Source organism: Yimella radicis, from assembly GCF_054778255.1.
Genome location: NZ_BAAGZR010000009.1, coordinates 437,006 through 463,085, shown reverse-complemented (window position 1 = coordinate 463,085; position 26,080 = coordinate 437,006). Strand labels below are relative to the sequence as shown.

The 26,080-nt window shown below is 66.9% G+C and carries 23 protein-coding genes and 2 tRNA genes; 9 read left to right on the top strand and 16 right to left on the bottom strand.

What is annotated here, in order from left to right; all coding sequences use genetic code 11:
* Position 1 precedes the first annotated feature (1 nt).
* From ACYU8W_RS09285 to ACYU8W_RS09275, 3 genes are read right to left on the bottom strand one after another with little or no spacing between them, the layout of a single operon-like run.
* Entirely contained in the window at positions 2-1,720 is a 1,719-nt protein-coding gene (locus ACYU8W_RS09285; RefSeq protein ID WP_499468500.1) for a glycoside hydrolase family 13 protein, read from the bottom strand.
* Positions 1,721-1,771: 51 nt separating this feature from the next.
* A complete protein-coding gene (locus ACYU8W_RS09280) occupies positions 1,772-2,188 on the bottom strand; it encodes a globin (protein ID WP_499468498.1) in 417 nt (138 codons plus the stop codon).
* Between the two features lie 53 nt (positions 2,189-2,241).
* Positions 2,242-3,156 carry a mechanosensitive ion channel family protein gene (locus tag ACYU8W_RS09275; RefSeq protein WP_499468497.1) on the bottom strand — a complete coding sequence of 305 codons (915 nt, stop codon included), beginning with the start codon at positions 3,154-3,156 and terminating at the stop codon, positions 2,242-2,244.
* Between the two features lie 69 nt (positions 3,157-3,225).
* Here ACYU8W_RS09275 and malQ point away from each other — a divergent pair, with 69 nt between their 5' ends.
* The gene (gene malQ, locus ACYU8W_RS09270) at positions 3,226-5,436 is read left to right on the top strand and encodes a 4-alpha-glucanotransferase (RefSeq protein ID WP_499468495.1); all 2,211 of its coding nucleotides are present in this window, start codon (positions 3,226-3,228) and stop codon (positions 5,434-5,436) included.
* Positions 5,437-5,496: 60 nt separating this feature from the next.
* Here malQ and pepN read toward each other — a convergent pair whose 3' ends face one another.
* Positions 5,497-8,070 carry an aminopeptidase N gene (gene pepN / locus ACYU8W_RS09265; protein ID WP_499468493.1) on the bottom strand — a complete coding sequence of 858 codons (2,574 nt, stop codon included), beginning with the start codon at positions 8,068-8,070 and terminating at the stop codon, positions 5,497-5,499.
* 147 nt (positions 8,071-8,217) lie between these two features.
* Here pepN and ACYU8W_RS09260 point away from each other — a divergent pair, with 147 nt between their 5' ends.
* The 3 genes from ACYU8W_RS09260 (at position 8,218) to ACYU8W_RS09250 (ending at position 10,578) form a co-directional block, all read left to right on the top strand.
* Positions 8,218-8,835, top strand: a complete 618-nt coding sequence (locus ACYU8W_RS09260) for a mycothiol-dependent nitroreductase Rv2466c family protein (protein WP_499468572.1) — start codon at positions 8,218-8,220, stop codon at positions 8,833-8,835.
* Positions 8,836-8,851: 16 nt separating this feature from the next.
* Complete coding sequence (locus ACYU8W_RS09255; RefSeq protein ID WP_499468491.1) at positions 8,852-9,319, top strand: ribose-5-phosphate isomerase; 468 nt, start codon at positions 8,852-8,854, stop codon at positions 9,317-9,319.
* A gap of 128 nt (positions 9,320-9,447) precedes the next feature.
* Positions 9,448-10,578, top strand: a complete 1,131-nt coding sequence (locus ACYU8W_RS09250; RefSeq protein WP_499468489.1) for a PP2C family protein-serine/threonine phosphatase — start codon at positions 9,448-9,450, stop codon at positions 10,576-10,578.
* Positions 10,579-10,726: 148 nt separating this feature from the next.
* On the opposite strand, the gene ACYU8W_RS09245 is transcribed toward ACYU8W_RS09250, so the two are convergent.
* Positions 10,727-10,800 (bottom strand) — tRNA-Pro (locus ACYU8W_RS09245).
* Between the two features lie 114 nt (positions 10,801-10,914).
* Here ACYU8W_RS09245 and ACYU8W_RS09240 point away from each other — a divergent pair.
* From ACYU8W_RS09240 to clpX, 5 genes are all read left to right on the top strand, one after another.
* Positions 10,915-10,988: transfer RNA gene (locus tag ACYU8W_RS09240), tRNA-Gly, on the top strand.
* Between the two features lie 41 nt (positions 10,989-11,029).
* The gene (gene tig, locus ACYU8W_RS09235) at positions 11,030-12,415 is read left to right on the top strand and encodes a trigger factor (RefSeq protein WP_499468487.1); all 1,386 of its coding nucleotides are present in this window, start codon (positions 11,030-11,032) and stop codon (positions 12,413-12,415) included.
* 270 nt (positions 12,416-12,685) lie between these two features.
* Positions 12,686-13,273, top strand: a complete 588-nt coding sequence (locus tag ACYU8W_RS09230; protein ID WP_129624971.1) for an ATP-dependent Clp protease proteolytic subunit — start codon at positions 12,686-12,688, stop codon at positions 13,271-13,273.
* A 29-nt stretch (positions 13,274-13,302) separates the two neighbouring features.
* On the top strand, positions 13,303-13,950 hold the full coding sequence (locus ACYU8W_RS09225) for an ATP-dependent Clp protease proteolytic subunit (protein ID WP_129624882.1): 648 nt from the start codon (positions 13,303-13,305) through the stop codon (positions 13,948-13,950).
* Positions 13,951-14,154: 204 nt separating this feature from the next.
* On the top strand, positions 14,155-15,429 hold the full coding sequence (gene clpX / locus ACYU8W_RS09220; protein ID WP_129624883.1) for an ATP-dependent Clp protease ATP-binding subunit ClpX: 1,275 nt from the start codon (positions 14,155-14,157) through the stop codon (positions 15,427-15,429).
* Between the two features lie 68 nt (positions 15,430-15,497).
* Here clpX and ACYU8W_RS09215 read toward each other — a convergent pair whose 3' ends face one another.
* The 11 genes from ACYU8W_RS09215 to valS all read right to left on the bottom strand — a co-directional run bounded on the left by ACYU8W_RS09215 (position 15,498) and on the right by valS (position 26,076).
* Entirely contained in the window at positions 15,498-16,256 is a 759-nt protein-coding gene (locus ACYU8W_RS09215) for an iron ABC transporter ATP-binding protein (protein ID WP_499468485.1), read from the bottom strand.
* Entirely contained in the window at positions 16,253-17,281 is a 1,029-nt protein-coding gene (locus tag ACYU8W_RS09210; protein ID WP_499468483.1) for an iron chelate uptake ABC transporter family permease subunit, read from the bottom strand. The genes ACYU8W_RS09215 and ACYU8W_RS09210 overlap by 4 nt, the downstream gene beginning before the upstream one ends.
* Positions 17,278-18,291: an ABC transporter permease gene (locus tag ACYU8W_RS09205; protein WP_141927964.1), complete on the bottom strand. Its 1,014-nt coding sequence runs from the start codon at positions 18,289-18,291 to the stop codon at positions 17,278-17,280. The genes ACYU8W_RS09210 and ACYU8W_RS09205 overlap by 4 nt, the downstream gene beginning before the upstream one ends.
* Positions 18,288-19,307 (bottom strand): siderophore ABC transporter substrate-binding protein, encoded by a 1,020-nt coding sequence (locus ACYU8W_RS09200; protein WP_499468481.1) that lies wholly within the window; start codon positions 19,305-19,307, stop codon positions 18,288-18,290. The genes ACYU8W_RS09205 and ACYU8W_RS09200 overlap by 4 nt, the downstream gene beginning before the upstream one ends.
* Before the next feature lie 86 nt (positions 19,308-19,393).
* Complete coding sequence (locus ACYU8W_RS09195; protein ID WP_499468479.1) at positions 19,394-19,891, bottom strand: hypothetical protein; 498 nt, start codon at positions 19,889-19,891, stop codon at positions 19,394-19,396.
* 26 nt (positions 19,892-19,917) lie between these two features.
* Positions 19,918-20,361 carry a hypothetical protein gene (locus ACYU8W_RS09190; protein ID WP_499468477.1) on the bottom strand — a complete coding sequence of 148 codons (444 nt, stop codon included), beginning with the start codon at positions 20,359-20,361 and terminating at the stop codon, positions 19,918-19,920.
* Between the two features lie 19 nt (positions 20,362-20,380).
* Positions 20,381-21,193: a DUF58 domain-containing protein gene (locus tag ACYU8W_RS09185; protein WP_499468475.1), complete on the bottom strand. Its 813-nt coding sequence runs from the start codon at positions 21,191-21,193 to the stop codon at positions 20,381-20,383.
* Positions 21,186-22,172 carry an AAA family ATPase gene (locus ACYU8W_RS09180; protein WP_499468473.1) on the bottom strand — a complete coding sequence of 329 codons (987 nt, stop codon included), beginning with the start codon at positions 22,170-22,172 and terminating at the stop codon, positions 21,186-21,188. Before ACYU8W_RS09180 ends, ACYU8W_RS09185 begins: the two co-directional genes overlap by 8 nt.
* Positions 22,169-22,660 (bottom strand): hypothetical protein, encoded by a 492-nt coding sequence (locus ACYU8W_RS09175; protein ID WP_499468471.1) that lies wholly within the window; start codon positions 22,658-22,660, stop codon positions 22,169-22,171. The genes ACYU8W_RS09180 and ACYU8W_RS09175 overlap by 4 nt, the downstream gene beginning before the upstream one ends.
* Positions 22,653-23,339, bottom strand: coding sequence for a DUF4129 domain-containing protein (locus tag ACYU8W_RS09170; protein ID WP_499468469.1), 687 nt, complete (start codon positions 23,337-23,339; stop codon positions 22,653-22,655). Before ACYU8W_RS09170 ends, ACYU8W_RS09175 begins: the two co-directional genes overlap by 8 nt.
* A 97-nt stretch (positions 23,340-23,436) precedes the next feature.
* On the bottom strand, positions 23,437-26,076 hold the full coding sequence (gene valS / locus ACYU8W_RS09165; RefSeq protein ID WP_499468467.1) for a valine--tRNA ligase: 2,640 nt from the start codon (positions 26,074-26,076) through the stop codon (positions 23,437-23,439).
* Positions 26,077-26,080: the final 4 nt, after the last annotated feature.

Here is a 26,080-nt window from a genome sequence, read left to right as displayed (position 1 = left end):
GTCAGGCGGTAAACCAGACCGCCGTGTCCGTAGGCAGAGTGGTCGTCACGCCAGGCTCGCTGGACACCAGAACCGTTGCGCCAGAAGAGAGTTCGAACGGCTCAGAGCCTAGGTTGACGGCGACGTAGGTCTGCTCGGCGCGGCACTCGACACGGAACACGACGGTGTCGGCGGGGGAGTCGAGCTCCACGATCGAACCCTCACCCAGGTCCCGCTCGCGACGGATACGCAGCAGCGTGCGGTAAAGCTCCAAGGTGGAGTCCTCTACGCCGTCCTGCTGGTCGACGGCCAACGATCCGTAGACCTCCGGCTGCGGCAGCCAGGTCTCACCGGTGGTGTTGAAGCCGAACGCGGGTGAGTCCTTCTCCCAGGCCATCGGGACGCGGCAGCCGTCGCGTCCAAGTTCCTTGCCCCCGGTCCGCGCGAAGGTCGGATCCTGACGGAACTCGTCCGGCATCGAGGTGTGGTCGGGCAGGCCGAGTTCCTCACCCTGGTACAGGTACGAGCCGCCCGGCAGGGCCAGCATGAGCGTCGTCGCGGCGCGCGCCCGGCGCAGACCGACAACCGCGTCCGGCTGCTCGTCATCGGCACCGATCCCGTTCGGACGCGGGCGCCCGATCGGCAGACCTAGGCGACTGGCGTGACGCACGACGTCGTGGTTGGACAGCACCCAGGTGGTGGGTGCGCCGACGCTGTCGTTCGCCGCGTACGACTTCTCGATCACGTCGCGCAGGTCCTCGGCGCGCCAGGCACCCTGCAGGAAGTCGAAGTTGAAGGCCTGGTGGAACTCGTCCGGGCGGACGAAGGCAGCCGCGCGCGAGGGCGGGTCGACCCAGGCCTCGGCACACATGATGCGGTCCTTGGAGTCGTCCCCGGTCGTGTTATACGAGTCGAGGATCGCGCGCCAGTCGCGGTAGATCTCGTGGACGCCGTCCTGGTCCCACATCGGCGGGTGCTGCTTCTCCATGTCGGTCAGGTCGAGCATGTTCATCGCGCCGGTCCAGTCGGGCAGACCCTCTTGCTTGATGAGGCCGTGCGCCACATCCACCCGGAAGCCGTCGACGCCGATGTCGAGCCAGAACTTCAGGATCGACTCGAACTCCTCGCGCACGCGCGGGTTCTGCCAGTTGAAGTCGGGTTGCTTGGGGTCGAACAGGTGCAGGTACCACTGCCCGGGCTGTCCGTCGGACTCGGTGACACGGGTCCAGGCCGGCCCACCGAAGACGCTCTGCCAGTTGTTCGGCGGCTCTGCGCCGTTCTCGCCCTTGCCCTCGCGGAACATGTAGAGATCGCGCTCGGGGGAGCCCGGCGCTGCGGCCAACGCCGCCTTGAACCACTCGTGCTCGTCGGACGAGTGGTTCGGCACGAGGTCGACGATGATTCGTAGGCCGAGCGAATGTGCTTGGGTAACAAGGCTCTTCGCATCGTCAAGCGTACCGAAGATCGGGTCGATGTCGCGGTAGTCGGCGACGTCGTAACCGGCGTCCGCCTGGGGGGAGGTGTAAAACGGCGACAGCCAGACGGCGTCGATACCCAGATCACGCAGGTAGGGCAGGCGCGAGGTGATCCCCTTCAGGTCACCGACGCCATCGCCCTTGGCGGCGGCCCAGGAGCGAGGGTAGATCTGGTAGATCACCGCGCTGCGCCACCAAGCGGAATCGGTGGCACCGCGGTGCAGGGTGGTGCCGGTCTGAGACAGGTCGAGCTTGGCGGAAGTCACGGTCGTCAAGTTTCGTCCTCGTGCGGCCGTGACACAAATCGGGGCCGCTGGTCAGGCCTGGGAAAGGCCGGTGACGTCCGGGTGATCCTCGGGTGCGTTCACCAGGGAGTAGGCGGCCCGCGTGAGGTAATCGCGCAGCAGGTTCTCCAGTGCGGGTTCGAGGTCGAGCGTGTCGACCGCGTTCATCATGTGCAGCAACCAGCGGTCGCGCTGGGCCGGAGTGATCACGAACGGCATGTGCCGCATCCGAAGCCGTGGGTGGCCGCGCTGCTGCGAGTAGGTGTTGGGGCCGCCCCAATACTGTTCGAGGAACATGCGCAGTCGCACCTCGGCGGGGCCGAGATCCTCCTCGGGGTACATCGCGCGCAACTCCGGGTCGTCCGCGACACCCGTGTAGAACTCGTGCACGAGCTTGTGGAAGGTGGCTTCGCCACCCATGAGTTCGTAGTACGTCGTCTGCTCGGTCACGCCGCCAGTCTTTCAAACCGAGGTTTGCGATCCCGCAGGGGAGGCAGCACGGCTCAGATACCGGCACCCGACGAGTACGGCGGCAGCGCAGGACCGCGGATGCCGGCTGCGTCCAAGGCGTTCTTACTGCGCTCGCGCACCTCACGGGACAGCGCGTACTGTTCGCCCGGCACGGTCTTGGCGATGATCCGTAGCGTCACGACGCCACCGCTGACGGACTCGACACCCGCGACCTGCGGTTCCTCGAGCAATACCTCTTTCCACGGGGATTCGTCGTCGATGGTGCGGGTGACGGTGCGCAGTGTGTCGAGAGCCTTCTCCACGGGCTGGTCGTAGGCGATCGGGATGTCGATGAGCGCGACGGCCCAGCCCTGAGACTTGTTGCCGATACGGATGATCTCGCCGTTGCGGACGTACCAGACGACACCGGCCGCGTCGCGCAGCCGGGTCACTCGCAGCGTGACCTCCTCGACCGTGCCGATCGCCTCACCGGTGTCGATCACGTCGCCGACGCCGTACTGGTCCTCCATGATCATGAAGATCCCGGACAGGAAATCCTTCACCAGGCTCTGTGCCCCGAAGCCGAGGGCGACACCACCGATGCCGGCCGAGGTCAGCAGGGGAGCGGGCGGCACGCCCAACTCGGCCATGATCGTCAGCGCGGCGATCGTGAAGATGAGGACTGTCGAGATCGATCGCAACAGTGAACCGACCGTCGCCGCGCGTTGTTTGCGTCGCTCGTTGTCCAGGCCGGTGGCCTGCCGCAGCACCCGCGTCGCGCGTCCGCTCGCCGTGACCCGTTCGGCCGATCGCTGCTCCATCATCGCGGTCACCTTGCGGATCGCGCGGTGCACGACCAAGCGCAGGAACAGCGCGATCACGACGATCCCGGCGATCATCAAGGGAGTGCCGAGGAGCCGGTCCCAGATGGTGACCGGCAGTCGGTCGCTCACGGTGAAGTCGGGCATGTGGCCAAGTTTCGCAGGAGGGCGAGACAAGGTTCGTCCGGCTCCGCCGGGCGTGCGAAACTTGCGGCCATGTCCGACGCCCCGTCCAGCACGCTCATCGACCTCGCCCGCGCCTACGGCGTCGCCACCGACTACTGGGACTGGAAGGGCAACCACGTCCAGGTGTCCGCCCACACCATCAGCACCGTGCTGAGCGTGTTCGACGTGGACGCATCCGACGAACAGTCCGCCCGGGCAGCGCTTGCCCAGCGCGAACTCGAGCCGTGGCGCCGCGTCGTCCCACGTGTGATCGTCCTGCGCGAAGGCTGGACGCCGTGGGTCGCGTTGCATGCAGCCGACGGGGCGCACAGCGAGGCAAGGCTGCGGTTGGAGGACGGGCGCACTCGAGAGGTCGCCGTCGTCGAACGGTTCGTCGAACCGCGCGAGATCGACGGCGAGATGGTCGCCGAGACCACGATCGAACTGCCCGGCGACCTGCCGCTCGGTTATCACGAACTGATCGTGTCGGTCGGACAGAAGCCGGTGGACGACGCAGGGCCCGCCGCGGAGTCCGTAGCGACGACCGACGGGGCGAAGGCCACACCCCGCCCGACGCAGGAGCACCGCGCGCCGGTGATCGTGACGCCGGAGAAGGTCAGCCTGCCGGCCGCGCTGGAGAACGACAGCGTGTGGGGTCTGATGACCCAGCTGTACACCGTGCGTTCCGAGCGTTCGTGGGGCATCGGCGACGCCGCCGACCTCGCCGAACTCGGTACCTGGGGCGCTCGCCAGGGTGCCGACTTCGCCCTGATCAACCCGGTGCACGCAGCCGAGCCGGTCGCGACGATGGAGCCCTCGCCGTACCTGCCGACCTCGCGCCGCTTCGTCAACCCGATGTACATCCGGGTCGAGGAAGTACCGGAGATCGGTTACCTGTCCGCAGCCGAACACCAACTCGTGGAGTGGCACAGCGACGACGCCCGCCGGTTGAACAAGCTCGCTCAGCTCGACCGTGACGGCTCCTGGGAGGCCAAGCGGGCCGCCCTGCGGATGATCTTCCGTACCGAACGCACGCACCGCCGCGCTCGCGAGTTCGAGGAGTTCGTGACCCGTGAGGGCCAGGGCCTCATCGATTTCGCCACCTGGTCGGCCATCGTCGTCGACCGCGGATTGCCCTGGGAGACATGGCCGCAGGAGCTACGCGACCCACGCAGCGAGGCCGTTGCTGCCGAGCGGGAACGTCTGGCCGACGAGGTCGAGTTCCAGTGCTGGTTGCAGTGGATCGTGCAGAGCCAGTTGGCCGATGCCCAGCGGGAACTGCGCGCCGCCGGCATGGGTGTCGGCGTCGTCCACGACCTCGCAGTCGGCGTGCACCCCGGCGGCGCGGACGCCTGGGCGCTCGGAGACGTGCTCGCCCACCAGGTGAGCGTCGGCGCCCCGCCGGACGACTACAACCAGATGGGGCAGGACTGGAGCCAGCCGCCGTGGCGCCCGGACCGCCTGGCCGAACTCGGGTACGCGCCGTTCCGCGACATGCTTCGCACCGTGCTGCGCATGGCAGGCGGCATCCGCGTCGACCACATCCTCGGACTCTTCCGTCTGTGGTGGGTGCCGCGCGGGGAGTCCCCGAAGAACGGCACCTACGTGCGCTACGACCACGAGGCGATGGTCGGCATCCTGGCGCTCGAGGCCCAGCGCGCCGGCGCCGTCGTGATCGGCGAAGACCTCGGCACCGTCGAGGACTGGGTCCGTGACTACCTGCTGGAGCGCGGCCTGCTCGGCACGTCGATCCTGTGGTTCGAGCGCAAGGACGGCTCCGCTCCGCGTGCCCCCGAGACCTACCGGTCGCTGTGCCTGGCGAGCGTCACCACGCACGACCTGCCGCCCACCGCCGGGTACCTGCAGGGAGAGCACATCGCGGTGCGTCACGAACTCGGTCTGCTCACTCGCCCGTTGGAGGAGGAGATCGCCGAGGACGACGCTCAGCGCGAAGCAGTGCTGTCGGAGTTGCGCGAGCGGGGTCTGCTCAAGGAGCAGGCCGGTATCGAGGAGCAGGTCGACGCCCTGCACAAGTACCTCGCATGGGCACCGAGCAAGATGCTCGGAGTCTCGGTGAACGACCTGGTCGGTGACGTGCGCACGATCAACCAGCCGGGTACCGACGAGGAGTACCCGAACTGGCGTCTGCCTCTTGCAGACGGCAACCACAAGCTGGTCACGCTGGACGAGGTGATGATCAGTCGTCGCGCCAAGCGACTGATCCGATGCGTGAACCACCGCGACGCCGAGCCGCAGAACTGACCGCACGAAACGCACGGCCCCGCTCCGATCGGAGCGGGGCCGTGCGTTTCGTGCGATGGATCAGAGCGAAGCGTCGTATGCCTGCGCGGTGAGTGCCCGCTGGACGTCGTCGCGGTGCTCGGTCACCACACGCACCAGACCGGCCGGCGCGGACGCGTTCTCGTCCAGCCATTGCTGAGCTGCACCGAGCAGATCCGGCGAGGTCAGCGACACCGGGAACGCCAGGTTGGCGATGCTCTGACCGATGTGGAACGTTCGGTCTGCCCACATCGAGGTCAGCATGGCGAAGTACTTGTCCGCATAGGGGGCGAGCAGTTGCCGGTCGTGCACCCGCTGCAGACCCTTGCCGATCGCCTCGATCGTCTGGTTGGGCAGACCCGGAGTCTCGACCAGCTTGCTCCACGCCTCGGCCTTGGCCTCGGGGGTGGGCAGCGCCGCGCGCACCAGGGCGGCCCGTTCCTTGCCGCTGGCGGTCGCGTCCTTCTGCTCCTCGGCGACGATCTCGTCCTCCTGCGCGGCCCCTGCGGCGGCGAGCGACGTGAGCAACGACCAGCGCAGATCCTGGTCGATCGCCAGGCCCTCGAACGACTCCTGACCCGACAGCAGACCCCGCACCAACGCGACATCGTCCTCGGTGGACGCGTACGCGGCGAACGCCTCGGTGAGCTGCAACTGGGCGTCCGAACCAGGAGCTGCCTGGGACGCGGCCTCGCGCAACGTGGCGGTGACGTGCGCACGCACCTCGTCCTGCGCGTCCGGGCTGATGTACAGCTCGGTCAGCTGGCGCAGCACGGTGAGCATCATTCGCAGGATTCCCGAGTGGGTCTCCTTGCCGACGAGCACCTGGAGCACCGAGACGAGGTCGCGTCCACGCAGCTGCGCATCACGCGTCATGTCCCACAGGGCACCCAGCACGAGCGCGCGGGGAAGGGAGTCGAACCCTTCGGGCTGCTCGATCACCGCCGCCATCGACGCGTCGTCCAGGCGGATCTTGGCATAGGCCAGGTCGTCGTCGTTGAGCAGGATCACGCCGGGATGCGTCGTGCCGACGAGTGCGTCGACGCTCGTGCTCGCGCCGTCCACGTCAACCTCGACGTGGTTGGTACGAACCCACGAATCGCCCTGGCGCTCATAGCAACCCACAGCGAGGCGGTGCGGGCGCAGTGTCGGGAGTTCCTCGGTGGCCGTCTGCTCGATGACGAAGGACGAGATCGTGCCGTCGTCGCCCGTCTCCAGCTTCGGAGTGAGGGTGTTGACGCCCGCGGTCTCCAGCCAGAGCGCCGACCACGCCTTCAGGTCGCGGCCGGAGGCGTCCGCAAGTTCTGTCAGCAGGTCGGGCAGGGTCGTGTTGCCCCACGCGTACTTGGCGAAATAGGAGCGCAGACCCTGCACGAACCGGTCGCGGCCGACGTACGCGACGAGTTGCTTCAGCACGGACGCACCCTTGGCGTAGGTGATGCCGTCGAAGTTGGACTCGACGTCCTCGAGGTCGCCGATGTCGGCGACGATCGGGTGGGTGGAGCTCAGCTGGTCCTGGTTGTAGGCCCAGGTCTTCTCCAAGATCGAGAAGGTCGTCCAGGCCTCGTCCCATTCGGTCGCTTCCGCCTGGCAGACGGTGGACGCCCACTCGGCGAACGACTCGTTGAGCCACAGGTCGTTCCACCACTTCATGGTGACCAGGTCGCCGAACCACATGTGCGCGAGTTCGTGCAGGATCGTGAGCGCGCGGCGTTCGATCTTCGCGTCCGAGACCTTCGAACGGAAGATGTAGATCTCGTTGAAGGTCACGCAGCCGGCGTTCTCCATCGCCCCCGCGTTGTATTCGGGGGTGAAGATCTGGTCGTACTTCTCGAACGGGTACTCGCAGTCGAACTCGTTCTCGAAGAACTCGAATCCGCGTTTGGTGCAGTCGAACACGTTGTCGGAGTCGAGGAACTCGCTCAACGACCTGCGGCAGTAGATCGCCAGCGGCACCTCGCCGCGACGGGTCGAGACGCTGTCGCGGACGACGTCGTACGGGCCTGCGACGAGCGCAGTGATGTAGGACGACATGACCGGGGTGGCCCCGAACGACCAGGTTGCGGTCGGGCGCTCGTTGCCGGAAGGGTCGCGCCAGGTGTGCTCGGCGGGCTGCGGTTCGGGGGTCGGCTGGTTGGAGACGATCTGCCAATGGGCGGGCGCGGTGACGGTGAAGCGGAACGTGGCCTTGAGGTCGGGCTGATCCCACACGGCGAACATCCGGCGGCAGTCGGCGACCTCGAACTGGCTGTAGAGGTAGACCTCGTTGTCGACCGGGTCGACGAAACGGTGCAGGCCCTCACCGGTGTTCATGTAGGTGCCGGTGCCTTCGACCCGCAGCCGGTTCTCGCCGGAGCGCACCGTCAACGCGATGCGCGCACCGTCGTAACTGCCGGCGGCGTCGAGCGATTCGCCGTTGAGTTCGAGGCCGGTGACGGTGCCGTCGACGAAGTCGATGAAGGTGTCGCCGTCCTGCTCGGCGGTGAAGACCACCTCGGTGACGGATCCGAACGTTTTCTCCTCGCTCGTCAGATCGAGGGTCACGTCATAGGACGCGACGTCGATCAGTGTCGAGCGGCCCTCGGCCTCGGTACGGGTCAGGTTGGTGGTTGCCACCGATGAACTCCTTCGTGGGGATCCGGACGTGAGCACTTCGTCGGGCGCACGCGGACGACATGCTCCCACGCGGGCGTCCGACGCGTTTGGCAGGATGAGCACGTGACTGACACCGACGCCCCGCAGGGCGGCCGAAAGACGGCCGAGATGTTCTTCGATCCGATGTGCCCGTGGGCCTGGATGACCTCCCGCTGGATGATGCAGGTCGAGCAGGTCCGTGACGTCGACGTCACCTGGTCGGTGATGTCGCTCAGCGTCCTCAACGAGGGCCGCGATCTGCCGCAGAGCTACCGCGAGATGCTCGACCGCGGGTGGCTGCCGGTGCGAACGGTGATCGCCGCCGAACTCTCGGTGCCGCAGGACGAGCGGAACGACGTCCGTAAGAAGCTGTACGACGCGATGGGTCAGCGCATCCACCTCGAAGGCCGCGGACGCGACGAGCAGGACCTGCGTCAGGTCTGCGTCGAGGCGCTCGAGGACGCCGGTCTGCCGGCCGATCTGATCGACCGCGCCGAGAACGTCCCCGGTGACGAGGTCGACCAGGCGTTGCGTGCTTCGCACCAGCGGGCGATCGACCTGGTCGGTGACGAGGTCGGGACGCCGGTCGTGGCGTTCGAGGGCGTCGCGTTCTTCGGCCCGGTGGTCACCCCGGCACCCAAGGGCGAGGCCGCCGGCAAGCTCTGGGACGGCTGCCTGCTGGTCGCCGGCACGCCCGGCTTCTACGAACTCAAGCGCACCCGCGACGCCGACCCCGACTTCAGCTGAAAGAGAGAGAAGCCTCATGCGAGTTCACATCGGTGGCGACCACGCCGCCTACGAGATGCAGCGCGGCCTGGTCGAATGGCTGGTCGAGCAGGGCCACGAGGTGGTCGACCACGGTCCGGCGCAGTACGACGAGCAGGACAACTACCCGGTCTATGTGCTGCGCGCCGCCGAAGGTGTCGCCGCAGACCCGGGATCGTTGGGCATCGTGCTCGGCGGGTCCGGCAACGGCGAGCAGATAGCGGCCAACAAGGTGAAGGGCATCCGCGCGGCGCTGTGCTATTCGACGGAGTTGGCGCAGCTCGCCCGTGAGCACAACGACGCTCAGATCATCTCGTTGGGTGGACGCTTCCATACCCAGGAACAGGCCCAGGCGATGGTGAAAGTGTTCCTCGAGACGCCGTACGCCGGAGTTGCCCGTCATCAGCGGCGCTTGGACATGGTGACTGCGTATGAGAACAGTGGAGAGTTGCCCGCCGAGGACTAGCCCGACACACCCGCACGGGTGCTTGGCGGGAGGGCAGGGTACGCCCCTCGCGGCTCGATAGGGGAGAAACGGGTATGGATTTGTCCAACTCATTTCCCTATACATCGCCGGACGGTTAGCGTGGCGGCATGGGAATCGAGCAATCGCTGTCACCGGGACTGTCGTCCCGGCCGATGCGCTGGCTCCTGCGTCGGCAGCGGACGGCGGCACCCACCTTCGACCTGCCACGCTCGGCCTGGATCGTCACCGCCGCAATCGTCACGATCGCGACGTTCCTGGTGTTGTTGTTCGAGGTTCGTCCCGACTACAGCTACGCGCTCTTCCTCCCGCCGGTGCTCGCGAGCGGTCTGATGCTCAGTGGCCGGCTCATGGGGATCGCGCTCGCGTATTGCTGTCTGGCGTTCGTCCTGGTCGCCTTCATCCTCACTCCCGACCTCACCGAGCGTGCGGCCACCAGCGCGATCGCGATCGGCGTGACCGCCGCCGTCGTGGCGGCCCTGGACCGCACCTGGACGCGCAGCAGCGGCATCTCCCACCAGGTTGCGACGACCCTGCTCACCGACCTGCGCCGGCGGCACGAGGTGCAGACCCACATGCCCGACCTGCCACCGGGCTGGAGTCTCGACAGCGCGGTGATGCCCGCTCACGACGAGGCGTTCTGCGGCGACGTCGTGGTCGGTTGCGAGGTCAGCGGAGTCTTCAATGCTGCGGTGCTCGACGTGTCGGGCAAGGGCTCGACCGCCGGATCCCGGGCCGTATTGCTCGGTGGCGCTGTCTCCGGTCTGCTCGGTGCCCTTGAACCGTCCCGCGTCCTGCCCGCCATCAACGACTACCTGGTCCGTCAGGGCTGGACCGACGGTTTTGCGACCGCGACCCACGTCGCCGTCGACCTCGCCGACGGTGCCTTCTCGCTCGGTTCGGCCGGGCATCCGGCCGCCGTGCAGTTTCACGCCGGCGCCGGACGCTGGGAAGCGATGACCACTGAGGCCGGGGTCGTCCTCGGCATCATCGACCACCTCACCGAGCGCGACTACCCCCGGGTGCGCGGGCAACTGCTGCCCGGCGACATCCTGGTGCTGTTCAGTGACGGCGTCGTGGAGCACAAGGACGTCGACATCTCCCAGGGCATCGACCGCATGCTCGGTCATGCGGAGCGCGAGATCAGTTCCTCGATCGTGGGCTCGGCCAAGCGCATCTGCCAGACCGCCCGGGCCGGCGAGACCGACGACCGCACGGTCGTCGTCCTGCGCCGTAACTGACCCCTCTCGCCGACTTCGGCTCGGCGGCTTTTCAGGCCGTCGATTTCGCCCCCGTGTTCGGCAACGCGCGAGTCCTCGACAGTTGCGCACGCTATGACCTGCGCGACCGTCGATAACTCGCGCATCTAGTACAGGCGACGCCCGGACGTCGGGGTAGCCGGATTCGAACCGGCGGCCTTCCGCTCCCAAAGCGGACGCGCTACCAAGCTGCGCCATACCCCGTATCGGTATGTTGCTGACCGGTTTTTGCTGCGGTCGGCAGAGTAGGTAGGCTAACCCCTCGGTACATCAGACCGGACGTCGGGCCGCCCGACGCGAAGGTCGCCGATGTTCCGTGCGGGCGTAGCTCAATGGTAGAGCCTCAGTCTTCCAAACTGATTACGCGAGTTCGATTCTCGTCGCCCGCTCCAGTAATGAGCGAGACCGTTCCCAACCCTTTGGAGTGCCTGTAGTGAAGAGCGCCGTCGAGACCCTCAACCCGACCCGGGTCAAGCTGACCGTCGAGGTGCCGTTCGAGGAGCTCAAGCCGAGCCTGGACGCCGCGTACACCGCGATCGGCAACCAGGTTCAGATCCCCGGCTTCCGCAAGGGCAAGGTGCCGGCCCGGATCATCGAGCAGCGCTTCGGCCGCGGTGCGGTCGTCAGCGAGGCGATCAACGAGGCCCTGCCGAACTTCTACGCCCAGGCCATCGAGGAGAACGACCTGCAGCCGCTGGGTCAGCCCGAGGTCGACGTGACCGGCGCTCCGACCGAGGGCGACGACCCGCTGGTCTTCACCGCCGAGGTCGACGTGCTTCCCGAGTTCGACCTGCCCGACTTCTCGGCCATCAAGGTCGAGGTCGAGCCGTTGAAGGTCACCGACGAGGACGTCGACGCCGAGGTCGAGGCGCTGCGTGAGCGTTTCGGCACCCTGAAGACCGTCGAGCGCGCCGCCACCAAGGGCGACTTCGTGACGATCGACCTCAAGGCGTCCATCGGTGACGAGGAGATCGACAGCGTCGAGGGCATCTCCTACGAGGTCGGTGCAGGCAACATGCTCGAGGGCATGGACGAGGCACTCGAGGGCCTGCAGGCCGGCGAGTCCAAGGACTTCACCGCGGCGCTGGCCGGTGGCGAGCACGAGGGTCAGGACGCGTCCTGCACCGTGACGCTGCAGGCGGTCAAGGAGCGCGAGCTGCCCGAACTCGACGACGACTTCGCCCAGCTGGCCTCCGAGCACGACACGATGGACGAACTGCGTGAGCAGTTGAGCCAGCAGGCGGAGAACTCCAAGCGTTTCCAGCAGGGTGTGCAGGCGCGTGACAAGGTGCTGGAGCACCTGCTCGAGAATGTCGAGATCGCGCTGCCGCAGAGCATCATCGACGCCGAGGTCAACAACCACCTTGAGGGCGAAGGCCGCATGGACGACGACGAGCACCGCGCGGAGGTCGACGAGTCGACCCGCCGGGCGCTGAAGTCGCAGATCCTGCTGGACAAGATCGTGGCGCAGGACGACGTCAAGGTCTCCCAGGAGGAACTCATCGAGTACCTCATCATGTCGGCGCAGCAGTACGGCATGGACCCGAACACCTTCGCGCAGGCGCTCGACCAGCAGGGCCAGGTGCCGCAGGTGATGTCCGAGGTCGGTCGCCGCAAGGCGCTGGCGTCCGTCCTGGAGAAGGTCGAGGTTGTCGACACCGACGGCAACACCGTCGACCTGAACCAGGAGATGGAGGTCGAGGACGACTTCGACGGCGAACTCGACGGCAGCGACGAGGACGACATCGAGACTGAGACCGAGACCGAGACCGCCGATGTTTCGACCGAGGTCGAGGACGAGGGCACGAAGGACGCCTGATCAGGCTCCGCACACTGCGCGAACACCGCGTGAAGGCGCACGAGCACCCGCTCGTGCGCCTTCGCCGTCCCCGGGGCGGACCGACCGAAAAATGTGCGGACGGTGGCTCTTGCGCTCAGGGCGAACAAGGGTCCGGGTCGGGACGAAACCGTCGGTGGTGCGCGTTAGGGTCGAGTGGAAGTGGACATCGGTCCCGTAGGAACGACAGAACGAACAGATGGAGTAACGATGACGGAGCGCAGCAACGCGCCGGTCGGCACGCCGGTCGGCATGGCCACCCAGCCGGTCGCCGGCCTCGACGACCAGATCTACAACCGGCTGCTCAAGGAACGCATCATCTTCCTGGGCTCGGACGTTCGTGACGACAACGCGAACGCCATCTGCGCGCAGCTGCTGCTGTTGGCGGCCGAGGACCCGGAGAAGGACATCTGGCTGTACATCAACAGCCCCGGTGGTTCGGTGACCGCAGGTATGGCGATCTACGACACGATGAACTGGATCCCCAACGACGTCGCGACCGTGGCGATGGGCCTGGCTGCCTCCATGGGCCAGTTCCTGCTCTCGGCCGGCACCAAGGGCAAGCGCTACGCCACCCCGCACGCGCGCATCATGATGCACCAACCCTCCGGTGGTATCGGCGGTACGGCCTCCGACATCCGTACCCAGGCCGAACTGCTGCTGGGCATGAAGAAGGAACTCGCCGAACTCATCGCCGAGCACACCGGCCAGTCGGTCGACCAGGTCGAGAAGGACTCCGACCGCGACCGTTGGTTCTCGGCCCGTGAGGCCAAGGAGTACGGCTTCGTCGACCACGTCTTCGAGCGTTCGGTCGACGCCCCGGGTGAGGTGCAGGCATGAGCTACTCGATGAATCCGCTTGGAGCACAGATGAATTCGAACAACCAGGGCGGGCTCTACGTGCCGCCGAGCAACCGCTACATCCTTCCGCAGTTCGAGGAGCGCACCTCGTACGGCATGAAGCGGTCCGACCCGTACAACAAGCTGTTCGAGGACCGCATCATCTTCCTCGGCGTGCAGGTCGACGACGCGTCCGCGGACGACATCATCGCCCAGTTGGTCGTGCTGGAGAGCCAGGACCCCGACCGCGACATCCTCATGTACATCAATAGCCCGGGTGGTTCGTTCACCGCGCTGACCGCGATCTACGACACGATGCAGTACATCCAGCCGGATGTGCAGACCTTCGTGATCGGGCAGGCCGCCTCGGCTGCCGCCGTCCTGCTCGGCGCGGGTGCACCGGGCAAGCGGTTCGCATTGCCGAACGCGCGCATCCTGATCCACCAGCCGGCGATGGAGGGCTCGGGCGGTACGGCCTCCGACCTGGAGATCACCGCCAACGAGATCTTCCGGATGCGTGACTGGCTGGAGCAGACGATCGCCACGCACACCGGCCGTTCCAAGGAGCAGGTCGAGCGTGACATCGAGCGCGACAAGATCCTGACCGCCGCCGAGGCCAAGGAGTACGGCCTCATCGACGAGGTGCTGGCTTCGCGTAAGGCCTCGCTTCAGCCGTGAGCGCCCGGTGATGGTGCGCACGTGAGGTGAGGGTCCCGATCCCGGGTGGATCGGGACCCTCAGCGTTAAGCCCTCGGCGGACACGCGTGACGCGACGCCCGACACCGGGGTTCAATGAAGGTGGCTGTCGTAGCCAGCAGGTAGCGTCGTCCGAGTCATGCGAACCAAGGACGCATGGCGAGTCGAGCAGGGAGAAGGAAGCGCGTGGCACGTATGGGAGAGAGCAGCGATCTGCTGAAGTGCTCGTTCTGCGGAAAGAGCCAGAAGCAGGTCAAGAAGCTCATCGCCGGACCGGGCGTCTACATCTGCGACGAGTGCATCGACCTGTGCAACGAGATCATCGAGGAAGAGCTGGCCGAGACCAGCGAGCTGGGCCTGGAGAAGCTGCCCAAGCCCAAGGAGATCTTCGAGTTCCTCGAGCAGTACGTCATCGGTCAGACTCCCGCCAAGCGTTCGCTGGCCGTCGCGGTCTACAACCACTACAAGCGCATCCAGGCCGCCGAGCAGGCGCCGAAGAAGGACGCCGACGGTGTCGAGATCGCCAAGAGCAACATCCTGCTGATCGGCCCGACCGGGTGCGGCAAGACCTACCTGGCGCAGACCCTCGCCCGCATGCTCAACGTCCCGTTCGCGATCGCCGACGCCACCGCGCTGACCGAGGCCGGTTATGTCGGTGAAGACGTCGAGAACATTCTGCTGAAGCTGATCCAGGCCGCCGACTTCGATGTGAAGAAGGCCGAGACCGGCATCATCTACATTGACGAGATCGACAAGGTCGCCCGCAAGAGCGAGAACCCCTCGATCACCCGCGACGTCTCCGGCGAGGGCGTGCAGCAGGCGCTGCTGAAGATCCTGGAAGGCACCAGCGCCTCGGTGCCCCCGCAGGGCGGACGCAAGCACCCACACCAGGAGTTCATCCAGATCGACACCACCAATGTGTTGTTCATCGTGGGTGGAGCGTTCGCCGGCCTGGAGAAGATCATCGAGAGCCGCGCCGGCCGACAAGGCCTGGGCTTCGGCTCCGAACTGCGTCAGGCGTCCGACCCGATGTCCAGCTTCGCCGAGGTGTTGCCCGAGGACTTGATGAAGTTCGGTTTGATTCCCGAGTTCATCGGGCGTCTGCCGGTCATCACCACCGTCGAGCCGATCGACCGCGACGGCCTGGTGTCGATCCTCACTGAGCCGCGCAACGCGTTGGTGAAGCAGTACCAGAAGATGTTCGAGATCGACGGCGTCGAGTTGGAGTTCACCCCGGACGCGATCGAGGCCGTTGCCGAGCAGGCGAACCTGCGCGGCACCGGCGCTCGCGGCCTGCGCGCGATCATGGAAGAGGTGCTCATGCCGGTCATGTTCGACGTCCCCAGTGACGACGACATCGCTCGTGTGGTGGTCACTCGTGAGGTCGTGCTCGACAACGTCCTGCCGACGATCGTGAAGCGCGAGCCCCGCAAGCGCACGCAGCGCAAGGAATCTGCCTGACAGACAACGAAATCGGCCCCCTCGAGATCCATCTCGAGGGGGCCGATCTGTTCGGTCGCGTGGCGGACTCACTCGAAGTAGACGGCCACGCGGCGTCCGCGCGCCTCGAGCACCTCGACGTCCACCTCGTACACCTCACGCAGCACGTCCGGGTCGATGATGAGTTCGGGGGAGCCCTGCGCGAGCACCCGACCGTCGCGCATCGCGATGATCTGGTCGCAGTAGGCGGCGGCGATGTTGATGTCGTGCAGCACGACGACGACGGTCTTGCCGAGGTCGTGCACCAGTGAGCGCAGGCGTTGCATCATCGCGACCGCGTGCTTGATGTCGAGGTTGTTCAGTGGCTCGTCGAGCAGGATGTGCGGGGTGTCCTGCGCGAGCACCATTGCGATGAACGCGCGTTGTCGTTGGCCGCCGGACAGCTGGTCGAGGTAGCGGTCTCGCAGGTCGACCAGGTCGGCGAAACGGATCGCCTCCTCGACGTGGCGGTGGTCCTCGGGGCGCAGGCGTCCCTTGCAGTGCGGGAAACGTCCGAAACGGACCAGATCGGCGACGGTCAGCCGCGCGGTGAGGTGGTTTTCCTGCCGCAGGATCGACACGACCTTGCTGATCTCGACGTTGGGGCTGTGCTGCACGTCGAGCCCGCCGACCAGGGCGCGCCCGTTGGTGGGCTTCAGCAGACGCCCGGTCACCGACAGCAGCGTCGACTTGCCCGCTCCGTTCGGACCGACGAGCGCCGTCAGGCAACCGACCGGGATCGACAAGGACGGGACGTCGAGCACGGTGGCCTCGTCGTAGCGGACGGTGAGGTCGTGGAGCTCGATCACAGGCGGACTCTCCTCATGAGCAGGTAGATGAAGTAGGCGCCGCCGATCAGATTGATCACGACCGACAGCGGCGCGCCGAAGTTGAGGACACGGCTGACCAGCAACTGACCGAACACCGTGGCGCAGATGCCGACCAGCATCGCGCCGAGGATCAACGGGCCATGCCCGGGGGAGGCGACGACCTGGCGGGCGACATTGGCGACGATCAGGCCGAGGAAGGTCATCGGTCCGACCAGTGCCGTGGAACTGGCGACCAGCACGGTGATCACGGTGAGCGTCAGGCCGACGACCAAGCGGTAGCGCAGGCCGAGGACGATCGCGCGCTCGGTGCCGAGGTTCAGCAGGTCGAGGTACTTCAGCAGTGGAACGCATGCCGCCACAGCCACGGCGGTGAGGACTGCTGTCGCCTTCAGCACCGACTCGTCGGCCGTACTGAAGGAGGCGAACATGATGTCCTGCACGGTCAGGAAGTCGGTGGGGGACAGCATCCGGGAGGCGAAGGACCCCAACGAGGAGAACAACGCGCTGCACACCATCCCGATGAGCACCATCACCACAAGGTTGCGCCCAGAGACATGCAACAGCAGCCCGAAGATAACCACGCCGAACAGGCTCAACGCTGCGGCATTCAGGACAGTCGTGGTGACCGGTGACATGCCGACGAGCGTGTCGGTGCCGAGCATCAGCACGATCAGCGTGCCGAGCAGCACGTACAGCGCATCGAATCCCATTACTCCGGGAGTCAGCAGGGGAGAACCGGCGGGGGTCTGGAAGAGAACGGCCGAGACACCGCACGAGACGCCGGCGATGACCAGGGTCGCGAGCTGGCGACGGCGCAGGTCGAGCGCGTAGGAACCGGCGCTCGGTAGGTCCCAGAACTGGTAGACCGCGACGGCGGCAACGGCGACGGCCGTCAGAACCAGGAGTCCGATGTGGATCCGACGGCGGCGGGCACGCTCGAACTCGGTGACGATCGGCCGGTCGGCAGGTGCGTGATCGGCAGGGCGCGTGGTGGTCGTGGTCATCGCAGGTCACCTCGCGCAGCCCGCAGGATCAACACGATGAACACGGCGGCACCGATGATGCCGGCGATGGTTGCGAACGGCACCTCGTACGGGAAGCGCACCAGGCGTCCGACCAGGTCGCAGGCCACGACGAAACCGGCGCCGGCCAGCGCGGTGATCGGCAGCACGCGTCGGACGTTGTCGCCGAGCATCATCGAGACGATGTTCGGCACGATCAGGCCGAGGAAGGGGATCGCCCCGACCACGACCACGACGAGCGCGGCCATCATCGAGACCACCACCAGGCCGATGTACAGGACGCTGCGGTACTTCACACCGAGATTGGTGGCGACGTCCTCACCCATACCGACGACGGTGAAGCGGTCGGCGAACAGATAGCCGATCGCGCCGACGGCGAGCACCAGGTAGAGCGGTTCGTAGGTGCCTTCGCGCAGCGACGAACCGGCGCCGGTCGTCCAGAGTTCGAGCATCTGCAGCAGGTCGGCCTGGTAAGCCAGGTAGGCACCGACCGCGCCGAGGACACCGCCGTACATCATGCCCACGAGCGCGACGGTGAGCGTGTCGGCCCGGCGCAGGGTCTGCAGCAGAAAGAGAAATCCGATGGTGCCGATGATCGCGGTACCGATCGCAAAACCCATCTGCGCCAGCAGGCCGGCGGACGGGACGAGGAGCGCGCTGGCGATGACGCCCAGCACGGCGGCCTCGACGGTGCCCGAGGTGCTCGGTGAGACGAAGCGGTTGCCGGTGATTCGCTGCATGATCAGACCCGCGACCGCCATGGCGGCACCTGCCAGCAGCAGCGCGACCAATCGAGGGATGCGCGAGACGCGCAGGATTTCCCACTGCGCGGCGTTCGGGCTGAAGACGTCGAGCGGGCCGACGCCCGCGACGCCGACACCGAGCGACAGTGCGCTCAGGACGACGACCAGGACGCCGGCCACGGACACCGGGGACGGACGCAGCGAACGACCCTCCCCGGACGCCTTCACTGCGGTGGCCGAAGCGCTCACAGCACCTTTGTGAGGTCGTTCGCAGCAGCGATGTAGGACAGCGGCGTGTCCGAGGCGAGGTACCAGGAGAAGCCGTCGACGGTGGAGATCTTCTTGTTCTTCGCGGCGTCGGTCTTGTTGACCAGCCCGGAGTTCAACACGTCGAGCGCGGGCTTGCCGGACTGGCCGATCGCGCGGCTGCGGTCCAGCACCACGATGCGGCTGGGGTTGTACTTCAGGAAGAACTCCTGGTTGATCTCCTCGCCGTGACCGCCGTCCTTCTTGAACGGTGCGTTCACCGGCTTGAATCCGAACTCGGACCAGACGGCGCTGAAGCGCGAGCCGGGCCCGTACGCGCTGACCTTCCCGCCGGAGACCTGGACGAACATCGTCGTGCCGCCGGCCTTGGCGGCCTTGGTCTTGACATCACTGATCGACTTGTCCATCGCGGCGAGGTTCGTCCTGGCCTGCGCGGACTTGCCCCAGATGGAGGCGAGCGTCTCGTAGCGGTCGGCGACGACCTCCATGCGCTGCTTCGGGTCATCGGTGCGCACGGACATGTCGATCACATTGGGAGTGATCTTGCTCATTTCCTTCAGCACTTTCGCATTACCCGAACGGCCGCCGATGATGATGAGATCGGGCTCGAGTTCGGCGATGCCCTCATAGTCGGGTTCGAACAGCGTGCCGACCGTCTTGACCGACTTCAGCGGCGTCAAGTCGGTGGGTAGTTCACCGTTGGGCTTCGGCAGGGCGGCGATCGGCACACCGAGCTGGGTCAGGCTGCGGGCGACGCTCCAGTCGAGGACGACGACCTTGCCGGGGTTCGCGGCGACCTTCACCGCACGCCCCTGAGCGTCCTTGACGGTCACCGGGCCGTTGGCCTTGCCGGCGGAGGTCGTGGAGTTCTGGCCGGTACCGGCGGCAGCAGTCTCGGTCTTCTTCTCGGCGGACCCAGAGCCGCAGGCGGTGAGGACCAGGCCGAGTGCGGCGGTCAGGGCGATGGTGCGGGCTGAGCGTGAAGCGGAGACGAGCACGGGGAAACCTTTCCGAGGCTGCATAAGGTGACCCTAAGATAACTAAGGCGCACCTAATCGTCCAACCCGGGGGTCTACTCGGCCGGTCAGTCGGTCGGCACGTGCGTACGTGCGACGGCGACGAAGGTGGCGGCGATCACGCAGAGTCCGAGCGGCACGAGCCAGCCGGCCGATGGGCGCGGTGCGCCGGTGGCGAGCAACACCAGGGATGCGCCCGCTGCGACGAGAGCGCTCGCTGTGAGGGTACGAGTGGCCCAGCGGTTCAGCACCGGTCTCGCGATCGACGTCTGATCCGCGCCACCGGTCGCCAGCAGGAAGCAGCACTGGAACCCCAGCAGGCACAGCGCCGCGGGCAGGCTCCACCAGGTGTCGGGGGCGAAACCGGCGGAGACCCAGGTCCAGACGGCGGCCAGACCGAGCAGGCCGACGGAGGCGCCGGTGGTCTCGAAGGCGGTGACCGACGCTGCCACGGCGAGAGTGGTCAGGGGTATGGGATCGGGTGCTCCGCCGAACGAGGTGACAGCAGCGAACAGCGCGACGAACATCCACGCCATCAGGTGCGCGATGCGGCGATCTCGGTGCATCGACGCCCATCGGGACAGCAGCCGGCTCATCGGGCAGCCGCCCGCGCGGGAGGTCGCCGAGCCAGCCGGCGCATGACATCGTCCAGCGTTCCCGGCCCATGCCACGCGACCACCGGCACTCCGCGACGACGCAGGGCATCGATCTCCATCTGCCGCTCGAGAAGCCGGATCCTCATGGCGATCAGGTGTCCCGGGTCCTGTACTGCGTCGAGTGGTTCGGTCGGCAGAGTGTCGACGACCACGATGGTGAGACCGCGTGCTGCGAGGGTGGCCGCGACGGTCGAGGCGAATTGACCGAGCAGCGGCGACATCATGACGACCGTGGCTCCCGACGGAATGTTCCATCGCAAGCCGGACGCATCTCGATCACCGAGCCGGCCGGGGTTCACGGCGCTGAGCAGATCGAGCACACGGCGATGGTGCTGCAGACCGAGGGACGGTCGCAGATTCAACGGTCGTTCGCTGCCCACCACTCGCAGCCCGACCCGGTCACCCCTGGCGCAGGAAGAACTCGCTGATGCCCGCTGCCGCCCGCAGGCCGGTGTCGATCGTGGTCCCTCGCGACCGGTCACCGAAGTCGACCGAAGCGTCGACCACGAGATGGACTTCGGCGTCCTGTTCGGCGTAGTTGGTGCGACTGTGCAACGTGCCCGTGCGAGCGGTCAGCGGCCAGTGCACCGAGCGCAGCCGGTCTCCCGGCCGGAACTCGCGCACGTCGGCGAACTCGGTGCCGGAACCGGGACGACTCGAACGGTGCAGGCCGACGAGGCCGATCGGATGTGGCACCGGGGTGCGACTGTCGAAAGCCTCGGCACGGGGCAGGGCTCTCGCTTCGAGCGGCGGTAGGTGGAGCGCACCGAAGCGGTAGGCGCCCCACGGTGACGAGAACTGAACGTGGACGCCGCCGACCCACACCGGGCCGGTTCGGCTCGGCCACCAGGTCAGCTCGATCCGGTCGACGTCCGCAAGGGCCGATGTCACGGATTTGTCCCAGCGCACCCGTGCCGTCCGGTCCGTCTGGACGGTCCACGACTCCGCGCCGTCCAGACCGCGAGCTTCGACGATCAACCTGGTGCGCTCGGCTTCGGTCGGGGTCGTCCGTTCCAAACCATGCCGGACCGTCGGTCGGGACCTCGGGCGGGTGGCGATGGACCACGTGCTCAACACGACGAAGGGCAGACCGAGGACGAGCAGATCGGCTCGGCGGAACGCGACAGCGGCTGCGAGCAGCACGCCTGCCCACAGGATCAGCTGCAGCAGCAGCGAACTCGGCACCCAGCGGGTGGGATTGTCCTCAGCCATCGACGCGGGCGGGTGCGACGGTCACGGAAGGCGCCGGAACGCTCGACAGCAATTCGTCGACGATGGTCGACGTGGTCAGATTCGACATCCACAGCTCCGGGCGCAGATTGATCCGGTGACCGAGTACGGCGGGGGCGATGGCCTTGACGTCGTCCGGGGTGACGAAGTCCCGGCCGCGGATCACCGCGATCGCACGCGAAACGAGCATGAGCGCCAATGATCCTCGGGGTGATGCGCCGATGAGGACGTGCTGGTGGCTGCGGGTCGACGAAGCGAGGTTCACGCAGTATGCGCGGACGGTGTCCTCGACGTGAACCTGCTCGACGGACCGTTGCATGGCGAGCAGGCCGGCCGGGTCGGTGACGGCGTCCAGGACGGTCGCCTCCTGTTGGCGTTCCATCCGCCGGGTGAGGACCCCCAATTCGTCTGCTGCAGAGGGGTATCCGAACGAGACGCGGGTGAGGAACCGGTCGAGTTGTGCCTCGGGCAGGGGATAGGTGCCCTCGTACTCGACGGGGTTCGCGGTCGCGAGGACGTGGAACGGTTCCGGGAGGGGGAAGGTGCGTCCCTCGACAGTCACCTGGCGTTCCTGCATCGCCTCCAACAGCGCAGCCTGCGTCTTGGGTGGCGTTCGGTTGATCTCGTCGGCGAGCAACAGTCCGGTGAAGACGGGGCCGGGTCGGAAGTCGAAGTCGCTTCGGGACTGGTCGAACACGAACGACCCGGTGAGGTCTGACGGCAACAGGTCGGGTGTGAACTGCGCACGGGTGAAGTCGAGACCCAGCGCCTGGGCCAGGCTGCGGGCGGCAAGAGTCTTGCCGAGTCCGGGGTTGTCCTCGAGCAGCACGTGCCCACCGGCGAGGACGGTCGCCAGCACGGTTTCCAGCGGACCACGTTTGCCCACGACCACCTCTTCGACCCGGTCCAGGAGGCGGCCGGCAAGATCCGAGGTCTCGGCGACGGTGAGGTGCTGGGTCATAGTTGCTCGATTCGATCGACGATGGCGTTGAGGTCGGCGAGGGTCAGGCGGGGCGGGGGATCGGACTCCAGGTAGGCGCGCAACTCCTGGGGGAGTTCCTTCGAGGAGACGAACTGTGCCCCGGAGGGATTGATCCGATGCTCCACCACGGTGCGCAGTGACCGTTGAAGGTTTCGATCGGCGTGCCCGACCCGGTGAGTTTTGGCGGTGACGTCGGAGCAGATGTTGTGCAGGGTGAACAGGCGACCCTCGTTGCGGGTGGACGGTTCGTAGCTCTCGTCCCGAGTGTGCAGGTTGTTCGTGATCGACCACCCCTCTCGCACATCGCGGACGTAACCGGTGCAGACGGCGATCACTATGCCGCCCGCGATGAGCGCCGGAAGGTTCGCCGGGGTGTCGAACACACGCAGCACGGTCCAGAAGCTCGCACCGAACACTGCGCCGATCGCGATGCGTTTGAACCAACGCCGGAACTCGGGCTCATTCACGGGTCCCGACCTCTTCTCGCGCTCCGAGCGAGTGCTGGACTCGGTCCAGGGCGTCCTGCGCAGCGAGGCGGTGTTCGTCGGTGAGTGGGTGGTCGGAGAACCGCGCCTCGCGGTAGAGGTCGGCCAGTTCGTCGAGTGCGTCGTCGTCGACATCCAGGTCGGACATCACCCGCTGCATCACATCTGTGGCCGTCTCGGACGGGTGCGCCTGCAGTCCGAGTGCCGCGACCCCCTCCAGGAGGGCCGTCCAGCACGCGATCACCGCGTTCGAGGGGGTGTCGGTGCGCAGCAGCTCCCGGCTCCGGCTGACCGTCTGCTCGATCGCCGCTCTGCTGTCCTGCTCCGGCTCCGGAACGGTGCGCTCCCAGCGCAGTCGGAACAATGCACGTACCCCGAGCACAAGCAAGCACAACAGCGCGATTGCGGCGGCCACGACGATCGCCTTGATCACCCATTCGGTGAAGGCCAACGGGGTCGAGTCAGCGCCACCGGCCGTCGGCGGTTTCGGGATGTCGGTGCGCGTCGGCGTCTGTTGGGGCTGCCGCTCCGGGCGACTGCCGGTAGGCGTGCCGATGACCGGGTCACCGGTGGAGACAACCGCAACAGTCGCCAACCCGAAGACCGCGGAGGCGACCAGCACGGGCACCATCCACGGCGCGCGCGCTCCCCGTCGACTCATGCACCGACCCTATGCGTCACGTCCTACGTTGTCCTGCAACTGGATCCGAGGCGCGGATGAGTTGACCTTCATCAACAGGATCTGCGCTGCACGTCGTTCAGCTCTGCGCGGGCGTCTTCGGCGGCGGCGGGATCAGTTCTGCGTCGCGCACCTCGAACGTTTCGCCGTCCGCGTACTGCAGCGCGGTGATCTTGCCCGCCGCGCGCAGGTCGGCCTCGCCCGCACGGACCCGGTCGGTGATCTCGGCCGGCCCGGCGAAGGTCACCGAACTCACCTCGGCACGCATGCCCATCTTGGCGTCCGACTTCGCCTTACGGACGCCCGCGAGCGCCTGACCGACGGCGCCGAGCACCGTCGGGTCCCCGTCGGTTCGGAGTTCCTCGAGGCTCGGCCACGCCTGCCGGTGCACGCTGCCCTCCTGCCACCACGACCAGACTTCCTCGGTCGAATAGGGCAGGAACGGGGCGAACAGACGAAGCAGCGTCTTCAGCGTCAGGCGGAGCGTGGCGCGGGCGCTCGCCGCCTCCGCCTCGCCCTGACCGCCGTACGCGCGGTCCTTGACCAACTCGATGTAGTCGTCACAGAAGGTCCAGAAGAAGGTCTCGGTGACCTCCAGGCTGCGGGTGTAGTCCCACGTCTCGAAGCCCTTGGTGGCCTGCTCGACGACTTCGCGCAGGTTCGCGAGCACCGACCGGTCGAGTTCGTTGGTGATCGGGGCGTCGTCGGCGACATCGCCCATCGTGAGCGCGAACTTGCTTGCGTTGAGCAGCTTCATCGCCAACCGCCGGCCGACTTTCATCTGGCTCTCGTCGTAGGCCGCGTCGACGCCGAGGCGTCCGGCGAGCGCCCAGTAACGGACGGCGTCCGCGCTGTGCTGGCGCAGCACCTCCTCGGGCGTGACCGCGTTGCCCTTCGACTTGCTCATCTTCTTGCGGTCGGGGTCGAGGATCCAACCGTTGATCGCGGCGCCGGTCCACGGGACCGTGCCGTTCTCGAAGTGGGCGCGGACGACGGTCGCGAACAGCCAGGTGCGGATGATGTCGTGGCCCTGCGGACGCATGTCCATCGGGAAGATCTTCGCGAAGAGTTCCGCGTCGTTACGCTCACCGGCGTTGCTCGCGACCGGCCACCCCGTCGCGATCTGCGGAGAGAGGGACGAGGTCGCCCAGGTGTCCATGATGTCGGGGTCGCCGACGAATCCGCCTGCCACGCCACGCTGTTCGGCGTCGTAGCCGGGCGGGACGTCGGTCTGGGGGTCGACCGGCAAGGTCTCTTCCGCGGCGAGGATCGGGTGGTCGTAGTCGGTCTCGCCCTCTGCGTCGAGCGGGTACCAGACCGGGAACGGCACCCCGAAGAAGCGCTGTCGGCTGATCAACCAGTCGCCGTTGAGCCCGCTGATCCAGTTGGTGTAGCGGCTGCGCATGAACGCGGGGTGGAAGTCGATCTCCTGGCCACGCGCGATGAGTTCGTCCTGCAACTCCTTGCTGCGTCCGCCGTTGCGGATGTACCACTGGCGGCTGGTCACGATCTCGAGCGGCTTGTCGCCCTTCTCGAAGAAGTTGGCCTTGCGCTGCGTCTTCACCGGCTCACCGATCAGGTCGCCGCTCTCGCGCAGGGCGTTGACGACCGCCTCGCGGGCCGAATGCACCGTTTTGGTCGCGAGCTGCTCGACGTACAGGGATTCTCCGGCGCCGCCGGTGATCCACTCCGGAGTCTCACCGCTGATACGGCCGTTGCGCGTGATGATCGAACGGATGGGCAGCTGCAGTTCGCGCCACCACATGACGTCGGTGAGGTCACCGAAGGTGCAGCACATCGCGATGCCCGCGCCCTTGTCCGGCTCCGCCGCCTGGTGGGCGAGCACGGGGATCTCGACACCGAACAACGGGGAGGTGACGGTGGTGCCGAAGAGGTCCTGGTACCGCTCGTCGTCCGGGTGGGCGATGAGGGCGACGACGGCCGGGATGAGTTCCGGACGGGTCGTCTCGATCTCGACCGTGCCGCCGTCCGGCTTGTGGAAGCTCACCTTGTGGAACGCGCCGGGGTAGTCGCGCGCTTCCAGCTCGGCCTGGGCGACCGCGGACTGGAAGGTGACGTCCCAGAGTCCGGGCGCCTCAGCCTGATAGGCCTCGTCGCGCTCGACGTTGCGCAGGAAGGCCTGCTGTGCCACGGCGCGTGAGCGGTCGTCGATCGTGCGATAGGTCTGGTTCCAGTCGATCGACGCGCCGAGAGTGCGGAACATCGACTCGAACGACTTCTCGTCCTCGGCCGTGAGCTCTTCGCACAGCGGGATGAAGTTGGCACGGCTGATCGGCACCTGGTCGGCGGCCTTGACCGACTTGCCCTCGGCGCCCTGCAGCGGCGGGGTGAAATTCGGGTCGAAGGCGGCACCGTGGTCACCGCGCACGCCGTAGTAGTTCTGGACGCGGCGCTCGGTCGGCAGGCCGTTGTCGTCCCAGCCGATCGGGTAGAAGACCTCCTTGCCGAGCATCCGCTGGTAGCGCGCCATGCAGTCGGTGTGGGTGTACCCGAAGACGTGGCCCACGTGCAGGCTGCCGCTTGCCGTCGGCGGGGGTGTGTCGATCGAGAAGACCTGCTCACGGGGCAGCGACAGCGCACGCTCGCGGTCGAACGCATACGTTCCCTGCTCCTGCCATACCGCTCCCCACTTGTCCTCCAAGCCGTCGACGGTGGGCTTGTCGGGGACCCTGGTGGGCGTGGCGTTGGCGTCAGTCATGCCG